The following is a 19,341-nucleotide window of genomic DNA, read 5'->3' as shown; positions in this document are numbered from 1 at the left end:
TCGTTTAGGCATTCTGCAGACGGCTTGTACAACAACCGACATCGGTGGTTATCGGACCCGGCGTTCGCCGGGACGAGGGATGATTGCCGCCCGGACCTCGGCCACATCCTCCGCTCAGCTCCTTCGGCCGCCTTGTGGCTCATCGACGAAGACCACCGGCGTTCCCTTTTTAATATTGCTACCCAGCAAGCTGGCGTCCCAGTTTGTCAGCCGAACGCAACCGTGGGATTCGGATTTGCTGACCTTCGAAGGGTTGGGCGTACCGTGGATGCCATATCCCTCCGCCGACAGTCCGATCCAGTATGATCCCGCCGGATTGTTCGGCCCCGGCTTGATCTTGAAGGCTTTTCTGGATTTCACACCCTCGAATTTATAGTCGGGATTATAGCGGTAGGTCGGGCTGGCATCGGCAGAGACGACCGTGAAGCTGCCGCTTGGGGTTGGTTTCTCCTCGCTGCCAACGGTCGCGGGAAAAAACGCTATCAGCGCCCCCGATGGGTCGAAGGCCTTCACCGTCTGACGTGATTTGTCGACTTCGATTCGGCCGATCGTTAGCTTGGTTTGCCTGTTGATCACGTTGGCAACGAAAATAGTTTCGCCGGCCCGATCGAATTTCTTGCCGGGATTCAGCGCCACCAGCAGCGCTTCGCTCATATGAAATTTCTCGGCGATGGCCTCGCGCGGGCTCGTGTAACCGAGCGCCTTGAGACGTTTCATGTCGTCCATTTTCGCGGGAAATTTTTTAAGAAACGGTCCTTTCACATCGGCCTTGGAAATCGTGTACTCGGTGATGGCGGCGTCTTGGCTCGTCCTCACCAGCATCGCCCAAACCTCTGGCGTGAGCGCTTTATCGGAGGTCAGGCCTTTGGCCTCAGCGAAGGCTCTCAGGGCTTTTTGCGCGTTTTCACCGAGCTTGCCGTCGATTTCCCCGGGAGCGAAGTGAGCCCGGTCCAGAAGGACCTGGGCCTTTACAACGACCGGATCAAGTTTGTCCTCAGCAGGAGGCCTTGAGCGAAATTCAGCGTTGTTGATGGCCGCCGCATCAAGGGACGCCGCCACTGCCGGAAATACCAGCCAGCCCGAAACAACGGCCGCGAGGAACCAGCGGATCATCCGGCAACCCTCCAGCAAAATCTCTGAGTACAATCGATTTTGAGCCGGCGAGTTCCCCGCCCGCCCGGACCCGTTGGCTTGGCCGGGAGGACGGAGCCAACTACGTCGACCGCTGCACCGCCGGCTTCTCGGCCGGCCTGCTGGCGAGGCTGAGGTTATGCGCGGTATTGATAAGCGCGATATGCGTCAGCGCCTGCGGGAAATTTCCGGTCTGACGCCCCTCACCGGTGTCGAATTCCTCCGCCAACAGCCCAAGATCGTTGGCGACCGCCACCACGCGGTCGAACAGCGCCTGCGCCTTGCCGATCTCGCCGGCCAGCACATAGGCATCGGCGAGCCAAAGGCTGCAGGCGAGAAATGCGCCCTCGATCGGTTGCCGTTCATCCGAGACCTCGCGAGGGTCGTGCCGCAGCACAAATCCATCCCGCATCAGATATTTTTCGATCGCTGTAATGGTGCCGAGAACACGCGGGTCCGAGGCGGGCAGGAAACCTACCGTCGGCAGCAGCAGGATGCTGGCATCGAGCAATTGCGAGCCGTAGGATTCGACGAACGCGTTTTGCCTAGCGTCAAAGCCCTTCTCGCAGACATCGCGACAGATGGTGTCGCGCAACAGCCGCCAGTGATCGAGCGGCGCCTCAAACCTGAATTTTTCGGCGCTCTTGATGGCGCGATCGAACGCGACCCAGGTCATCACTTTCGACAATACATAATGCCTGGCTTCGCCGCGACGCTCCCAGATGCCGTGATCCGGCTGGTCCCACTCTTCCGCCAGATGCTCAAGCACCCTGCACTCCAGCGCCCACGAGCCTTCGTCAAGTTTCAGCTCAGTCACGCGCGCCTGATGAAACGCGTCGATCAGTTCGCCGTAGACGTCGAGTTGCAGCTGGGCGTGCGCGGCATTGCCGATCCGAACCGGTTGCGCGCCCTCGTATCCGGGCAGCCAAGTGGCCTCCCATTCCAGCAAGCGCCGGTGGCCCATGATGCCGTACATGATCTGCATGTCCGCCGGCGAACCCGCCGCAGCGCGCAGCAACCAGTTGTGCCAGGCGGAGGCCTCTTCGGTATAGCCGGAGTTCATCAGTGCCAGCAGTGTAAAGGTGGCGTCGCGTAGCCAGCAGAAGCGATAGTCCCAGTTTCTGCTGCCACCGAGCTTTTCCGGCAGCGACGTCGTCGGCGCCGCGACGATGCCGCCGGTCGGCGCGTAGGTCAGCGCCTTCAACGTGATCAGCGATCGAATCACCAGGTCACGGCAGCCGCCCTCGTAGGTGCAGTGGCTGCACCAGTCGATCCAGAAGTCCTTGGTATCTTCCAGGGCCTGCGCCGGGTCGATCGGTTTGGGCAGCGGCAGATGCGAAGGGCCATAGGTCAGCACGAAGGGAACGGTCTCATTGGCGCTCACTTCGAAGTCGGCCACCGTGGTCAGATCCCGGCCGCGGGTCTCAATCGGGGTTCGCAGCACTGTCATGTCTTGCCCGCCAATCGCAAGCAGCGCGCCGTCCTCGGTTCGCTTGACCCATGGGATATCGATGCCGAACCCGAAGCGGATCACCAGCTCCATCTGCAGCTTCACCTTACCGCTGACGCCGCGCACCAGCCTGACGACATCGGAAGCCTTGCCGCGCGGCGGCATGAAATCGATCAGCGCGACGGCGCCATTTGCCGTCTCAAACAGGGTTTCCAGGATCAGCGTGTTGTCCCAATAGCGGCGAGAGCATTTTGTGACATCTTCCGCCGGCGCGATCAGCCATCGGCCATGCCTGTGGGTGCCGAGCAGCGCCGCAAAGCAGGCATCGGAATCGAACGCGGGCCAGCACAGCCAGTCGATCGATCCGTCGCGGCCGACCAATGCTGCGGTCTCGCAATCGCCGATCAGGCCATAATCTTCAATTCTGCAGGACAAGCTTTTATCCCCGCTGAAGATACCTGCGCGTCAGATCGCCGCGCGCGTCCGCTCTCCGGTCGCGCTTCTGAGTTCGGCAACGTCGATCGCCGCGGCAATCTTATCGATCGCAAGCGGCAGCCGCTGCCGCCAGTTCGGATGTTCGTTCACGGTGCCGGGAATATTGGGCTGATCGACGACGCCCAATAAATCCTCGAGCGAGACCGCAAGCAGGCGCGATCTGGTCCGCGCCAGAAAGCCTATAACCGCAGTAAGATCATGACGTTCGATGCCATGGCGACGCAAGATGTCGCTCAGCATCGTCAGGGCATGCCATCGCGCATCGTCGCTTTCGCCGGGATCGATCCCAAGCGACCGCTTCAGCTTTAGATCGCTGAACGAGCGCCAACCCGCATAGGTCGAGAGATCGTGGGTATTGAAGGTGACCAGGGCATTCGGCGCGTAATGGTCGATGTCGCGAAACCTGCCTTGATCGTCGCGCTCGAACATCATCACCTGATACGACCAGATGCCCCAATCGGCCATTTGCTCGCGAAAGCCCTCCGGCACGGTGCCGAGATCCTCGCCGATCACCACGCAACCATGCGCCACGCTTTCCAACGCGGTTGCCGCCAGCAGCGCCTCGAACGGCATCTGAACATAAACCCCGTTGTCGGGGCCAAAGCCGTGCGGCACGAGATACAGCCGCTTCAGCCCAAGCACATGATCAAGCCTGATCGCGCCGGCGTAGCGCATCGACGCCCGAAGCATCTCGCGATACGGCTCGAACGACTTGATCTCGAGACCGGCGGCGTTGAATCCTGCAAGGCCCCAATCCTGCCCTGCGGTATTCAGCGAGTCCGGAGGCGCGCCGACGGCAAGATGGCGGGAAATCGCGACCTGCTCGTTCCAGGCATCGAACCCGTCGGATTGCACGCCGACGGCCACATCAAGGTAGAGGCCGACCTTCATGCCGAGGCTGCTCGCTAAATTTCGGCAAGACCGCAACTGTCGGTCGGCGGCCCATTGCACGAATTCGACAAATTCGATTTCCGGCTTATCAGGCCCTTGCCGAAGGTTGGCGCATCTGGCCTCATCGGGCTGCCGCCATTCCTCAGGCCATTCCCACCACGGCTTTTTGAACTTGTGCCGCAGCATTTCGAAGCAGGCGAAGCGCGACAGCAGCGACCCGCGCTCGGCGCGAAATTGCGCGAATTCCTCGTGACGTTTGTTTCTTGAATTGGCCTTGAATGCATCGAATGCCGATCGTAGCGCGCGCCATTTCAGTTCAGCGACGGCAGCATAGTCGACGATATCGCTTGCTCTGAGGCGGGCAATTGCATCGCTACGCCCGCAGGCGCTCGGTTGAAATTCCGGAACTGAATCGACGTCAACATACAGCGGATTCAAAAACAACCGGCTGTTCGGCGAGTAGGGACTGCGATCGCCGGGTCGGTCATCGAAGAGCGCATGCAGCGGATTGAGGCCGACACCATCAGCTCCCAAATGGCCCGCGAGCCGGATCAAGCCTTCGAGATCGGTGAAGTCCCCGATACCCCAGTTGCGCGACGACCGGATGCCATAGAGCTGGACCGCCAAAAGCCAGCACCGGTCGAAATCGCCGCCGAACGCCCTTGGCGGCGCGACGATCAACGGCGCTTCTTCGCTGAATGCGGAGGCGTCGGTCAGATGCAGCCGGTACGAACCCTCAGGCAAATCCATCGGCCAGACGATGACGCGATCATGGGTCTCGCCTTGCGCGATAACCTTAAGCCCCGCAACGATTTTCCAGCGCAGCGGAAACGTGGCGGCGTGCTTGAGTTCGGTGCGCGAGGGCCGTCCTGACCGGACCACCACCGCCTGCTCGAGAAAGCGATACGGCGCGCGCATCGGCAGCGCGTCGAGGATGATTTTCAGCGCAGCTGCATCCGTCACATGCCGGCGGCCCTGACCGTCGACAAATTCGGTCTGGAGCCCCAGGTTTTTGGCTTTGGTGAAAAGGTCCATTCGGCACGCTGTTTGCAGGCCCGGGGGCGTCGCGAAATTGTCTTGATGCAGGAAGAGGATAGCCCGTGTCTAACTCTCTCGTGTCCGCGGCGTTCCCCGGGAACCAAAGCCCGGCGAACGGCTTTTCTATATGTCCGGGGCGTCTCCTTTTCCGCCAAAATCGAAATGGAACGTCATTTCCATGTCAATGGCATCACCGTGAACAAAACAACTCAAACTATCGAGAGCGCCGCGGCCGGCGGCGCTTTCCATATTGAAGACGTTTATCCGCTGATCGACGGTGGCCGCTTCCCTGTGAAGCGGATCGTCGGAGAGCGCGTCGAGGTCTGGGCAGATATCTATCGCGACGGGCATGATGTCATGAGCGCCGCGCTGGTCTGGCGTCGCGAGCGGGACCGGGAATGGCACCGCGAGCCGATGACCCATCACAGCAACGACCGCTGGCGCGGCTCGTTCGTCCCCGAGCGACCCGGGCGTTACGTCTACGCGATCGAGGCCTGGACCGACGAATTCGCCACCTGGCGTCACGGATTCGAGTTGAAGCAGAAGGCTGGCGCCGATGTCAGCCTCGACGCCATTGAGGGCGCCGGCATGCTGACCAAGGCGCAGGCGGGCGGACAGGCCGCGACGGCCGTGATCGTGAAGCAATGCGAGGACTATCTCCAGACCGGCGACGCCGCGCCGCTCCTGACTGCCGAATTGAGGGACGCCATGGCGGAGAGCCAGTTGCGGCCCGACCTGACGCGATCGCAGTTGTTTCCGTTTGTTGCGGACCGTCCACGGGCACGAACCGGCGCGTGGTACGAGATGGTGCCGCGGAGTCAGGGCCAGATCCCCGGCCAGCACGGCACGTTCAAGGACTCTATCGCGCGCCTGCCGGATATCGCGGCGATGGGCTTCGACGTGGTCTACCTCACGCCCATTCATCCCATCGGCCGGACCAATCGTAAGGGCCGCAACAACGCGGTGACCGCCGCGGAAGGCGATCCCGGAAGTCCCTACGCCATCGGCGCCGCCGAGGGCGGTCACGACGCGGTGCATCCGGAATTGGGCACGCTGGAGGATTTCCGCAGCTTTGTTGCGGCCTGCAAGCGGCTCGAGATGGAAGTCGCGCTCGACTTCGCGGTGCAGTGTTCGCCGGACCACCCCTGGCTTAAAGAGCATCCGCAATGGTTCAGGCGCCGGCCGGACGGCTCGATGCGCTACGCGGAAAACCCGCCGAAGAAATATGAGGACATCGTCAACCCTGACTTTTCATCCGAGGACGCCGGCGCGCTGTGGAACGCCTTGCGCGATGTGGTGCTGTTCTGGATCGAACAGGGGGTCAAAATCTTCCGGGTCGACAACCCCCACACAAAACCCTTTAGGTTCTGGGAATGGCTGATCCGCGACATTCAGCTCCGCGATCCCGACGTCATCTTCCTCGCCGAAGCCTTTACCCGGCCGAAACTGATGAAGGGCCTCGCCAAGCTCGGCTTCACGCAGTCTTACACTTATTTCACGTGGCGAACGCAGAAGTGGGAGCTGGAGCAGTATCTGAACGAGCTGACCGCCTATCCGGAGCGCGACTTCTATCGTCCGAATTTCTTCGTCAATACGCCGGACATCCTGCCCTATCATTTGCAAAGCGGCGAGCCCTGGATGTTCAAATCCCGCGTCGCGCTTGCCGCCACGCTGTCGAGCACCTACGGCATCTATAACGGGTTGGAGCTTCTGGAACACGATCCGATTCCGGGCCGGGAAGAATATCTCGATTCCGAAAAATACGAGATCAAGGTGCGGGACTGGGACAAGCCGGGCAACATCAAGCCCTACATCCGCGATCTCAACCGCGCCCGCCGCGCCAACGCAGCGCTGCAGCAGACCAGCAATCTGCGTTTCATTCCGATCGACGACGGCAATGTCACTGGCTTCGTCAAGGAATCGGTCGATCAAACCAACACCGTCATCGCGGCCATCGCGATCTCGCGCGAGGTGCATGAATTCTGGCTTCCGCTTGGCGATGTCCTGGTCGGCCGCGGGGACGAGCGCCGTCACGTTGCCGCGGTTGAGAACCTGATCACGGGCGAGCGCTCTGCCGTCGAGTGGGGCGGCATTCGCCTGCGCATCGATCCGGTGCGCGATCCCGCCCTGCTGTTTCGCTGTTTGGCGTGAGGGCGCCATGAATTTACTGTCATCCATCGACGCAACCGAGCTGCCGACCACCACGCTGGACGGCGACGGGCTTTGGTACAAGGATGCCATCGTCTATCAGCTGCACGTCAAAGCCTTTGCCGACAGCAACAATGATGGCATCGGCGATTTCGTGGGACTGACGGAAAAGCTTGGCTACCTGCAGGAGCTCGGCGTCACCACGCTGTGGCTGTTGCCGTTCTATCCCTCGCCCGGCCGGGACGACGGGTATGACATCGCCGACTACGGCGCGATCAATCCTGATTTCGGGACCATGAAGGAATTCCGCCGCTTCATCGTCGAAGCCAAGCGACGCGGTTTGCGGGTGATCACCGAACTGGTCGTCAATCACACCTCCGATCAGCATCAATGGTTCAAGCGCGCCCGCCGCAGCGATCCGAAATCAAGCGCGCGCAACTGGTATGTGTGGAGCGACACCGACCAGAAATATGCGGGAACGCGGATCATCTTCACCGATACCGAGAAGTCGAACTGGACCTGGGACCCGGAGGCCGGGCAGTTCTATTGGCACCGCTTCTTCTCGCACCAGCCGGATCTCAATTTCGACAATCCGCGCGTGGTCAGCGCGATCGTGCAAGTCATGAAGCGCTGGCTCGACGCCGGCGTCGATGGATTCCGGCTCGACGCCATTCCCTATCTCTGCGAGCGCGAGGGCACCAGCAACGAGAACCTGCCGGAGACCCACGCCATCATCAAGTCATTGCGCGCCGAACTCGACACTTATGCCAAGGGCAAATTGCTGCTGGCGGAAGCCAATCAATGGCCGGAGGACGTGCAGGAATATTTCGGCCAGGGCGACGAATGCCACATGGCCTATCATTTCCCGCTGATGCCGCGAATCTACATGGCGATCGCCCAGGAGGATCGCTTTCCGATCACCGACATCCTGCGCCAGACACCGGATATCCCGAGCAATTGCCAGTGGGCGCTGTTTCTACGCAACCACGACGAACTGACGCTTGAAATGGTCACCGACGTCGAGCGCGACTACCTGTGGTCGACCTACGCCAACGATCCGCGCGCGCGCATCAATCTCGGCATCCGCCGCCGGCTGGCGCCGCTGATGGACAACGACCGGCGCAAGATCGAATTGATGAACTCGCTGTTGCTGTCGTTTCCCGGCACACCGATCATCTATTATGGCGACGAGATCGGCATGGGCGACAATATCTATCTCGGCGACCGCAACGGCGTTCGCACGCCGATGCAATGGACGCCGGACCGCAATGGCGGGTTCTCCCGCGCCGATCCGGCACGGCTTTACGCGCCGCCGATCATGGACCCGGTCTATGGCTATGAAGCACTCAACGTCGAGGCGCAGTCGCGCAGCCTGTCTTCGCTGCTGAGCTGGACCAAGCGGCTGATCTCGGTGCGGAAGTCGACGCTGGCGTTCGGCCGCGGCACCATGACGTTCATTCGTCCCGTCAATCGTTCGGTGCTCGCCTATGTCCGCCAATATCAGGATGAGGTCATCCTCTGCGTCGCCAACCTGTCGCGCTCCGCGCAGGCCACCGAACTCGACCTTTCGGCCTGGAAGGACCGAATTCCACTGGAAATGCTCGGCCGCACCCTCTTTCCGGCGGTCGGCGAACTGCCTTACATGATCACACTGGCGCCGTACGGCTTCTACTGGTTCCAGCTCAAGGAGCGCGACAAATCGGAGCACGCCGCGCCGTCGGTGGTTCCCGAATTCGAGACCCTCGTGGTGCCGCTCGGCGCGACATGGGTATCACTGGCTCGCACCCGCAGCGTATTCGAACGCGATGTATTGCCGGGATACCTGGCGCGAAGCCGCTGGTATCCTGAGCGTTCGCCCAAGGCTATTCATCCCACGCTGACCTCGGCGATCCCCTTCTGCGATATCGGCGATAACCGCCCCTGGCTTGCGTTTTTTGAAGCGACCCAGCGCGGCGAGAGGGGGCGTTACGTGTTGCCGATGCGTATCGAGTGGGTGCGATTCGACCGCGAGCGCTATAACCCCCGCGCGTTTGCGGCGGTACGTCAGGGCGCGCGGGAAGGCACGTTGCTGGACGTTGCGTCGGACGAGATCTTCATCGCACTCCTGCTGCACAATCTCCGCAACAGCTTGACCGTTGAAGACAACGGCTTGCGGCTTGAATTCAGGCCGACCAGCAGGCTTTCGGATAAGCCGATCAAACAGCCCGAGCATATCCGCGCCGTCGAGACCGAACAATCCAACAGCACGGCGCTGGTCGATAGCGACTATGTAGTCAAGGTCTACCGCAAGCTCGAATCCGGCATCAACCCCGAAATCGAGGTCGGCCGGTTCCTCACCGAGGTAGCGGGCTTTGCCAATACGCCCGCGCTGCTCGGCAGCGTCGAGCTGATCGAAGGCGACAAGAGCAGTGCAATAGCGGTCGTCCATGCCTTCGTCGCCAATCAGGGCGACGGCTGGATCGTGACCTCGGCCTATCTCGATCGCTTTGTTGATGAGCAGCGCCTGCTGGTGACGAACGATCATCCCAGCGGGAGCGAGGAGCAGGTCCCCTATCTACGCTACATGGCGCAGACCGGAAGGCGCGTCGCCGAGATGCACCTCGCGCTCGCCGGCAGCGATGAATTTGCCGATTTTGTGCCGGAACCGACGCAACCCAATGACGTGGAGCAATGGATCGGTGATGTGATCGTCCGCGCCGAACGCGTGTTCGAGGCATTGAAGCAACGGCGCGACACGATCAAGGAAGCCGATCGTTCGCTTGCCGACCAATTGCTTGCACACCGCGCGACATTGCGTGAGCGCCTGAGCGCGCTGCTGCCGGCAGACATCGACCTCCTGAAGATCCGCCACCATGGCGACTTCCATCTCGGGCAGATGCTGATCGTCAAAGACGATATCTTCATCATCGATTTCGAGGGCGAGCCCCGCCGACCGCTGGAAGCGCGCCGGCGCAAGGCACCCGCGGCGCGCGATGTCGCAGGCCTGATCCGTTCGATCGACTACTCGGCGACGGCGGCCCTGGAGCGGGCGCAGAAGGTGGCGCCCGACGAACAAGGAAAACTTGGCGCCGCGCTCGCGGACTGGCGCGAACGCTCGGCGGCCGCATTTCTCGGCGCCTATCGCGAGATGATGGCAAATCAACCCCTGTGGCCGGCCGATCCGCAGGTCGCCCAACAGGTGCTGAACTTCTTCCTGCTTGAAAAGGCCTTCTACGAGATCGAATACGAGCTTGCCTACCGGCCTGAATGGTTGCGCGTGCCGCTGACCGGGGTGCTTCGAATTCTATCTCAGCAACCGAACGAGACCTCATGACCAAATTGTCCGCGGAGGCCTATGCGATTGTCGAGGGCCGCCACTCCGACCCATTTCATTATCTTGGCCTTCATACCGAGGGCGGCAAGACCGTAGTGCGCGCGTTCCTGCCGGAGGCGTCGAACGTCGAGGCGATCGGCGAGCATGGCGAAGCGGCGGCGCTGGCGCGGATCCATGACGCCGGCTTGTTTGCCGGCGCGTTGCCGAACGGTTCCAGGCGCTACCAGCTGCGCGCCCGCTTCGGCGACACCGTGGTCGATCTCGACGATCCCTACCGCTTTCCGCCTGTCTTGAGCGACTTCGATCTGTACCTCCTCGGCGAAGGCACCCATCAGCGGATCTACGACAAGCTCGGCGCGCATCCGATGACGCTGGATGGCGTCGAGGGCGTTGCATTCGTGGTGCTCGCGCCTAACGCGCGGCGGGTCAGCGTCGTCGGCGACTTCAATTTCTGGGATGCGCGGCGGCACCCGATGCGGGTGCGCGGCGTCGGCTATTGGGAGCTGTTCGTGCCCCATGCCACACCCGGCGACCACTATAAATTCGATATTATCGGTCCGCAGGGCCAGCACCTGCCGCTGAAAGCCGATCCGCTGGCGTTCTCCACGGAAATGCGCCCGAACACCGCATCCATCGTTTTCGACGAAACAAAGCTGCCGCACCCGCGCCCCGCACCCGCGGGCGTCAATGCGCTCAGCGCGCCGATGTCGATCTACGAGGTTCATCTCGGCTCGTGGCGACGCAAGGCCAACAACGAATGGCTGACCTATCGCGAGCTGGCGGAGCAGCTGCCGTCCTATGCCCGCGATCTCGGCTTTACCCATGTTGAATTTCTTCCCGTCAACGAACATCCGTTCGACGGCTCATGGGGCTATCAGCCGACCGGCTTGTACGCGCCGACCAGCCGCTTCGGCACGCCTGCGGATTTTGCCGCGTTGGTCGACGCCTGCCACCGCGAAGGTCTCGGTGTGTTGCTGGACTGGGTACCCGGGCATTTTCCTGACGATCCGCATGGTCTCGCCAATTTCGACGGCACCGCGCTTTACGAGCATGCCAATCCGCTGCAGGGCCGCCACCTCGATTGGGGCACGCTGATCTACAACTATGGCCGCACGGAAGTGGTCAATTTCCTAGTGTCGAACGCACTGTTCTGGCTGGAACGTTATGCCATCGACGGCCTGCGCGTCGATGCGGTCGCTTCGATGCTCTATCTCGACTATAGCCGGCCCCCCGGGGGCTGGATCCCGAACAAATATGGCGGCCGGGAAAATCTCGAGGCGATCGATTTCCTGCGCCGCTTCAACACCGAAGTGTTCGCCCGTTTTCCGCAAGCCACCACGGCCGCGGAAGAATCGACTGCATGGCCGCAGGTGTCACGGCCGGTCGAATATGGCGGGTTGGGCTTCGGCTACAAATGGAATATGGGCTGGATGCACGACACGCTGAACTACGTCAGCAAGGATCCGATCCACCGCAAGCATCATCACGGCGACATCCTGTTCGGCCTGCACTACGCGTTTTCGGAAAATTTCATCCTGCCGCTGTCGCATGATGAAGTCGTCCACGGCAAGCGCTCGATCCTGGGGCGGATGCCCGGCGACGACTGGCAACGCTTTGCGAACTTGCGCACCTATTATAGCTTCATGTTCGGACATCCCGGCAAGAAGCTGATGTTCATGGGCTGCGAATTCGGCCAAGAGCGCGAGTGGAGCCATGATCGCTCACTCGACTGGTATCTGCTCGAGAAAAAGCAGCATGCCGGCATCCAGTCGCTGATCCGCGATCTCAACCGGCTGTATCGGGCGCTCCCGGCGCTGCATGAGTTGGATTGCGATCAAGCCGGCTTTGAATGGATCGTCACCGACGATGCCAATCGCAACGTGTTCGCCTGGATTCGCAAAGGCAACGATGCCCGCGCGCGCTGTCTTGTCATTATCAATTTTTCGCCGAATGTATATTACAACTACCGTGTGCGGGTGCCGTTCACCGGCAAGTGGCACGAAGTTCTCAATTCGGACTCCGCGCATTATGGCGGCAGCAATGTCGGGAATGTCGGCGAGGTCCAGGCGCTTGACGGCCTGGTGCCCGAGCTCAGTCTCACCATTCCGCCTTTGGCTGCCATATTTCTCGTACCGGAAAGCTAACGCATGCGACTATCCGCTGGAACGTCCTCACGTCTCGGTGCAAGCTGGGACGGCCGGGGCACCAACTTTGCGTTGTTCTCCGCCAACGCGCAAAAAGTCGAGCTTTGCCTGTTCGACCCTCAGGGCCGCCGCGAGCTCGAACGCATCGAATTGCCGGAGCGTACCGAAGAGGTCTGGCATGGCTATCTGAACGACGTTTCGCCCGGGCAGCTCTATGGCTATCGCGTTCACGGACCCTATGAGCCCTGGCACGGCCACCGCTTCAACCCCAACAAGCTGCTGCTCGACCCTTACGCCAGGCGCCTCGCAGGACGGCTGGTGTGGAGCGACGCACATTTCGCCTACCGCACCGGGAGTGCGCGCGAAGATCTCTCATACGATCGGCGCGACAATGCGCGCGGCATGCCCAAAGCCGTGGTCGTCGACGAAAGCTTCAATTGGGGACGCCGCGAAACCAGCCCGAACGTCCCCTGGGAAGACACCATCATCTATGAAGCGCACGTCAAGGGCTTGACGCAGAAACGCGGCGATGTGCCGCCAAACCTGCGCGGCACCTATGGCGGCCTGTCCTCGCCGGCGACAATCGAGCATCTCAAGCGCCTTGGCGTCACCACCATCGAACTGTTGCCGATCCACGGCTTCGTCGACGACCGGATATTGGTCGAAAAGAAGCTGTCGAACTACTGGGGTTACAACACGCTGGCTTTTTTCGCGCCGGAGCCGCGCTACGCGCAGGACAACCCGCTCGACGGCTTCCGCACCACGGTAGCGCGGCTGCACGACGCCGGCATCGAGGTGATGCTCGACGTCGTCTACAATCACACCGCCGAGGGCAACCATATGGGCCCGACGCTTTCGTTCCGCGGTATCGACAACGCCTCCTACTATTGGCTGAAGCCGGACAATCCGCGGTTCTACGATGACTTCACCGGGTGCGGCAGCTCGGTCAATCTCAAGCATCCGCGCGTTCTGCAGATGGTGATGGACTCGCTGCGCTACTGGGTCGAGGTCTGCCATGTCGATGGCTTCCGGTTCGACCTCGCCACCACGCTGGCGCGCGGGCCGAACGGCTTCGAGCGCAATAGCTCGTTCTTCATGGCTATCCGGCAAGATCCGGTGCTCGCCTCGGTAAAGCTGGTCGCCGAGCCGTGGGATCTCGGCATGGGCGGCTATCAGGTCGGCGCATATCCTTCGCAATGGTCGGAGTGGAATGACCGCTATCGCAGCGCGATGCGGCGCTACTGGAGCGGCGAAGGCAGCCTGATCGGCGAAGTATCCAGCCGCATGACCGGCTCATCCGACCTGTTCAACCATGACGGCCGAGCACCGCGCGCCAGCATCAATCACATCACCGTGCATGACGGCTTCACGCTGCAGGATTTGTTTAGCTACAACGAAAAGCACAACGAGGCCAATGGCGAAGACAATCGCGACGGTTCCAGCGAGAACCACAGCACCAATTGCGGCCATGAAGGCCCGACCGACGATCCCGAGATTGTCGCACTTCGTCGTCGGCTCCGCAAAAACCAGCTCGCATGTCTGCTGCTGGCGCGGGGCGTACCGCTGATTCTAGCTGGCGACGAGGTCGGCAACAGCCAGAACGGCAACAACAACGCCTATTGCCAGGACAATGAAATAGGCTGGACCAATTGGGACGGCCTCGGCCGCGAAGGCGAGGACCTGATCGATTTCATTAGCCACATGACCACGCTGCGCAGGCGCTTTCCACAAATCCGCGCGCGTAACTGGCTCGATGGACGGCGTACCGATGGATCTTACGGCGTATTGTGGCTGACGCCGGCAGCCGAAGAGATGAAGGAGCAAGACTGGAATTTTCCGGAAGGCCGGTTTCTTGCTTATGTTCTGGGACCGATCGATCCCGGACAGCCGCCGATCTTCATCGTGCTGAACGCCGCCCCTGAAGCGATCGCGTTCAAACTGCCAAAGATGCCGGAATACAAGAACTGGCAGCAACTATTGAACACCGCCGACGTTAAACAAACGGTCGCGGACTTGGCGTCGGGAAGCGAGACTAAGGCACCTCCCCGCTCGGTCCTCGCCTTTGCGGGTTCGGTATGAATGATCGGCAATTCGGCGCAAGACTGACAGCGGACGGGGCGTCATTTCGGCTTTGGGCGCCGGCGGCAAAACGCGTCGATCTGCTGCTGGAAAGAGCTCAGCCCATGCGGCGCAGCGAAGGCGGCTGGTTTGCCGCCGACGTGTCGGGCGCAAGGGCCGGCGTGCGTTACAAATTCCGGATCGACGATGAGGTCGATGTACCCGATCCAGCCTCGGCGTTTCAGCCCGATGACATTTCCGGTCCCAGCGAAGTCATCGATCACGCCAGTTATCCATGGCGCGCTTCGAACTGGCGTGGACGCCCGTGGCAGGACACCGTCCTGATCGAAACCCACGTCGGCACCTTCACGCGAGAAGGCACCTACCTCGCCATGATCGACAAGCTCGATCATCTGGTGGCGATGGGAATCACCGCCGTTGAATTGATGCCGCTTGCGGATTTCGCGGGCCAGCGCAACTGGGGCTATGACGGCGTGTTGTGGTACGCGTCCGACAGCGCCTATGGGCGCCCCGACGATCTCAAAACCCTGATCGACGAGGCGCATCTGCGCGGGCTGATGGTTTTTCTCGACGTGGTCTACAACCACTTCGGTCCCGAAGGAAATTATCTCGGCCGCTATGCGCCCGCATTCTTTACGGAGGCGCAGACGCCCTGGGGCAGCGCGATTGACTATCGGGTGCCTGAGGTGCGCGCCTTCGCCATCGAGAATGCGCTGTATTGGCTGCGCGAATATCGTTTCGACGGGCTGCGTCTGGACGCCGTGCACGCCATCGCCGAGCCCGGCGAGATCGCGATGCTGCGCGATCTCAGCGTCGCGGCAGGTAATCTCGCCGCAGAAAGCGGCCGTCACATCCATCTCGTGCTTGAAAATGACGACAACCGCGCAAGCGCGCTCGATGCCGAAGAAGGCCCGCCGCGCGGCAAATACCGCGCGCAGTGGAACGACGACTATCATCATGCCTGGCATGTGCTGTTGACCAAAGAATCGCAGGGCTATTACAGCGACTATCAGCGTTCACCGCTTCACGACATCGCGTGCGCACTGGGGTCGGGCTTTGTCTATCAGGGCGAGGCCTCCGCGCATCGTGGTGGGCAATTGCGCGGCGAGCCGAGCGGCAATCTCGCGCCCACCGCCTTCGTGAGCTTTCTGCAAAACCACGATCAGATCGGCAACCGCCCGCTCGGCGACCGGCTCGAAAGCATAGCCGACCCGAAAGCTGTCGAGGCCGCTCTGGCGGTTACCTTGCTGGCGCCCATGATCCCGATGCTGTTCATGGGTGAAGAGTGGGGTTCGAAAGCGCCGTTTCCGTTCTTTTGCGATTTCAAGGGCGATCTCGCCGAGGCCGTGCGCAAAGGCCGGCACCAGGAATATGCCTGGGCCTATGCGAAATACGGCAATGACGTGCCCGATCCGCTTGCCAAGTCGACCTTTCAATCCGCGGTACTGGATTGGGAATCTTGCAACGGGCAGGCGGGACAGCAGAGGCTGGCGCTGGTGCAAGAACTGCTCGCGACACGCCAGCGCGAGATCATTCCCCGGCTCGCAGGCGCTGCCTTCGGCAATGCGGACGTCGCGGACACCGGTTTTCTGACGGCGACCTGGCGCATGGGCGACGGCGCGACGCTGCAGCTAGCGGCCAACCTGTCCAGTAGCGAAATGGCCCACAAATTAGGTGAAGCGACCGGCACGCCAATCTGGGGCGGCGAGACGAATGGCGTGATCCCGCCCTGGTCGGTGTTCTGGCGCCTGGAAGCGCGCTGATGCCGCCGGCCGTTCCGATCGCAACCTATCGGGTGCAACTGACGGCGAACTTCGATTTTGACTCGGCTGCGGCGATCGTTCCCTATCTGAAAGCGCTCGGCATCACGCATCTCTATGCATCGCCGTTCATGAAGGCGCGCAAGGGCAGCACCCATGGCTATGACGTCGTCGATCATACCAAGATCAATCCGGAGCTCGGCGGCGATGCCGGTTTCGATCGATTAAGCCAGGCGCTTAGACAGCACGACCTCGGTTTGATTCTCGATTTCGTTCCCAATCACGTCGGCGTGCATTTCGCCGACAATCCATGGTGGCTCGACGTGCTGGAATGGGGTCCGGCGTCGCCGCACGCGATATCGTTCGATATCGACTGGGATCAACTGCCCTATCGTGCCCGCGGCGGCGTGCTGCTGCCGATCATCGGCTCCTCCTACGGCGAGGCGCTGGAAAAGGGCGAGATCGAACTTCGTTACGATGGCGACGAAGGCAGCTTCTCGGCCTGGTACTTCGAGCACCGGCTGCCGATCGCGCCTGAGCGTTACCGCGAGATTTTGCGCAACCTCGTCAAGGAAGCCGGTGCTGAAGATAGCACGGCGGGACAACGCATTCTCGAGCTCGCCTCGCGTTATCGGGGACTGCGTCATCCCAATCGCGGCGAAGCACCTGCGTTCAAGGCAGAGCTAACCGGCATCGCCGGGAGCGCCGACATTATTGCGCGCGGGTTAGAGGCCTACCGGGCGGGGCAGGATCGGCCTGCCCAGACCCTCACGCTGCATCATCTGCTCGAACGTCAGCACTACAAGCTCGGCCATTGGCGGCTTGCCTCCAGCGATATCAACTATCGACGCTTTTTCGACATCAATACGCTCGCCGGATTGCGTGTCGAGGACGCCGGCACCTTCGATGCTGTCCATCGCCTGGTCAAAAGGCTGATCGCGGAAGACAGACTGCAGGGGCTGCGGCTTGATCACATCGATGGTTTGCGCGATCCCACGCAATACTTTCAGCGCCTGCGCCGCCTGATCCGGGACGCCCAGGGAAAAGACGCCAGACCGTTCTACATGGTGATCGAAAAAATCCTCGGCGAACAAGAGAGGCTGCACGCCTTCACCGGCGTCCATGGCACGACAGGCTATGAGTGGCTGAATGCCATCACTCAAGTATTGGTCGACGGCAACGGCCTCGATCCGCTCGATGAGGTTTGGCGGCAGATCAGCAATATGCCGCCCAGGCTCGCGCCGGTGTTGAAGGACGCCAAGCGCAGGGTGCTCGAGACCTTGCTGACCAGCGAGTTCACGGTGCTGACGCGCCTGCTCGCGCGTATCGCCGGCGGACATTATTCCACCCGCGACTATTCCGCCGACAGCCTGCGGCAGGCGCTCGAACTCTACGTCTTGAACTTTCCGGTCTATCGCACTTATCTGACTTCGACAGGTCCAGCGGCGCACGACCGCGCGCTGATTTCAGAGACGATCGAAAAGGCGCGAGCGGAGTGGTTCGCCGCCGACGAAGGTATTTTTGATTTTCTTCGCGACGCCCTGACGATGGACCTGACCAAGCCAGGCAGGCCTCCGCACAGCGCGCCGCGCGCGCGCCGTTTCGCGTTGAAGGTGCAGCAATTCACCGGCCCGATGATGGCGAAGTCGCTCGAGGACACCGCGTTTTACCGGTACCATCGCCTGCTCGCCTTCAACGAAGTCGGCGGCGATCCGTCAGCCAAGGCACTTTCCACCGATGCCTTTCACCGGGCGATGACAATTCGCGCCGAAGAATGGCCGCACGGCATGACGGCGACCGCGACGCACGACACCAAGCGCGGCGAGGATGCGCGCGCGCGGCTGATAGCGCTGACTGAATTTCCCGGCGAATGGACCAGCGCCGTTGCCCGATGGAAAATCCTTAACGCACCCCATCTCGTCCTTGAGGGTGAAATGCGCGCGCCCTCCGCGAGGTTCGAATACATGCTGTATCAGGCGCTGCTCGGCGCGTGGCCATCAGGTCAACCCGGCGACGCCTTTCGTGAGCGGATGCAGGCCTATGCGTTGAAAGCGGCGCGCGAGGGCAAGCAGGAGACCAGTTGGCTCAATCCACACCAGGCCTACGAGGCGGGATTGCAAACGTTCCTGACACGGATTCTGGATCGCTCGCTGTCGGCCGATTTTCTGAGTTCGCTTGAAACCTTGGCCAAACGTGCCTCGTTGCTGGGCGCATTGAATTCACTGAGCCAGATTACATTAAAGGCCACGATACCCGGCGTGCCTGACTTCTATCAGGGCACGGAGTTCTGGGACCTGTCGCTGGTCGATCCCGATAACCGGCGACCGGTGGATTTTGCCGAACGCGCTTCCGTGCTGACGTCGATCGAAACACCCGATTGGGAAAACCTCGCGCAAAACTGGTCCAATGGTCATCTGAAGCTGGCCTGGACCAACCATCTCCTGAAATTTCGGACTGAGCTCGCCGATGTGTTCGCGCACGGCGATTATCAACCGCTGGAGGTAAGCGGTCAGCACCGCGACCATGTCATTGCTTTCGCGCGGCATCGTGGCCGCGAGGCCGCGATCATTGTCGTTGCCAAATCATTCGCAGCGTTTTCTGAAAGTGGCCGGATATGGCCGCGCCCGGAGCTCTTTGACGGCGCGCTGAATCTGAGCGGCTATTCGGTGGAGGGCATCAGCGGCAAGGCCGGCACAACGGAAGTGCCGCTTTCTGCTCTTTTCCAGCATCTGCCGGCGGTGGTGTTGAAGGCCAGATATGAAGGTGCCTTGAAGCCGGCGCGAAAGCGCACCTGACCGGCGCCTGGAACGCAAAGGCCGCCCGGGATCAACAGCTTGGTCGCAGCGCAATATCGACGACTATTAGAGCGTTTTCAAGCGAAGTGGAAAGCGG

Annotated in this window: 9 protein-coding genes; 6 read left to right on the top strand and 3 right to left on the bottom strand. The window is 61.3% G+C overall.

The window, feature by feature from the left end; genetic code table 11:
- Positions 1-114: 114 nt before the first annotated feature.
- The 3 genes from N554_RS0132695 to malQ all read right to left on the bottom strand — a co-directional run bounded on the left by N554_RS0132695 (position 115) and on the right by malQ (position 5,002).
- The gene (locus N554_RS0132695) at positions 115-1,113 is read right to left on the bottom strand and encodes a L,D-transpeptidase family protein (protein ID WP_051677839.1); all 999 of its coding nucleotides are present in this window, start codon (positions 1,111-1,113) and stop codon (positions 115-117) included.
- A 100-nt stretch (positions 1,114-1,213) separates the two neighbouring features.
- The gene (locus tag N554_RS0132690) at positions 1,214-3,016 is read right to left on the bottom strand and encodes a glycoside hydrolase family 15 protein (protein WP_029587285.1); all 1,803 of its coding nucleotides are present in this window, start codon (positions 3,014-3,016) and stop codon (positions 1,214-1,216) included.
- 30 nt (positions 3,017-3,046) lie between these two features.
- Entirely contained in the window at positions 3,047-5,002 is a 1,956-nt protein-coding gene (gene malQ / locus N554_RS0132685; RefSeq protein WP_029587284.1) for a 4-alpha-glucanotransferase, read from the bottom strand.
- A gap of 165 nt (positions 5,003-5,167) precedes the next feature.
- Here malQ and N554_RS0132680 point away from each other — a divergent pair, with 165 nt between their 5' ends.
- Genes N554_RS0132680 through treY form a run of 6 tightly spaced genes read left to right on the top strand, consistent with a single transcriptional unit; the run spans position 5,168 to position 19,244 of the window.
- The gene (locus N554_RS0132680) at positions 5,168-7,156 is read left to right on the top strand and encodes an alpha-1,4-glucan--maltose-1-phosphate maltosyltransferase (protein ID WP_081851540.1); all 1,989 of its coding nucleotides are present in this window, start codon (positions 5,168-5,170) and stop codon (positions 7,154-7,156) included.
- A 7-nt stretch (positions 7,157-7,163) separates the two neighbouring features.
- The gene (gene treS / locus N554_RS0132675) at positions 7,164-10,466 is read left to right on the top strand and encodes a maltose alpha-D-glucosyltransferase (protein ID WP_029587282.1); all 3,303 of its coding nucleotides are present in this window, start codon (positions 7,164-7,166) and stop codon (positions 10,464-10,466) included.
- On the top strand, positions 10,463-12,610 hold the full coding sequence (gene glgB / locus N554_RS0132670; protein WP_029587281.1) for a 1,4-alpha-glucan branching protein GlgB: 2,148 nt from the start codon (positions 10,463-10,465) through the stop codon (positions 12,608-12,610). Before treS ends, glgB begins: the two co-directional genes overlap by 4 nt.
- Before the next feature lie 3 nt (positions 12,611-12,613).
- Complete coding sequence (glgX, locus tag N554_RS0132665) at positions 12,614-14,689, top strand: glycogen debranching protein GlgX (protein ID WP_029587280.1); 2,076 nt, start codon at positions 12,614-12,616, stop codon at positions 14,687-14,689.
- Positions 14,686-16,452, top strand: a complete 1,767-nt coding sequence (gene treZ, locus N554_RS0132660) for a malto-oligosyltrehalose trehalohydrolase (protein ID WP_029587279.1) — start codon at positions 14,686-14,688, stop codon at positions 16,450-16,452. The genes glgX and treZ overlap by 4 nt, the downstream gene beginning before the upstream one ends.
- Positions 16,452-19,244, top strand: a complete 2,793-nt coding sequence (gene treY / locus N554_RS0132655) for a malto-oligosyltrehalose synthase (RefSeq protein WP_029587278.1) — start codon at positions 16,452-16,454, stop codon at positions 19,242-19,244. Before treZ ends, treY begins: the two co-directional genes overlap by 1 nt.
- The last annotated feature ends 97 nt before the right edge of the window (positions 19,245-19,341 follow it).

The organism is Bradyrhizobium sp. URHD0069, from assembly GCF_000701345.1.
Taxonomy (GTDB): domain Bacteria; phylum Pseudomonadota; class Alphaproteobacteria; order Rhizobiales; family Xanthobacteraceae; genus Bradyrhizobium.
The sequence above is the reverse complement of the archived record's forward strand: the minus strand, read 5'-3'. Positions and strand labels throughout refer to the sequence as shown.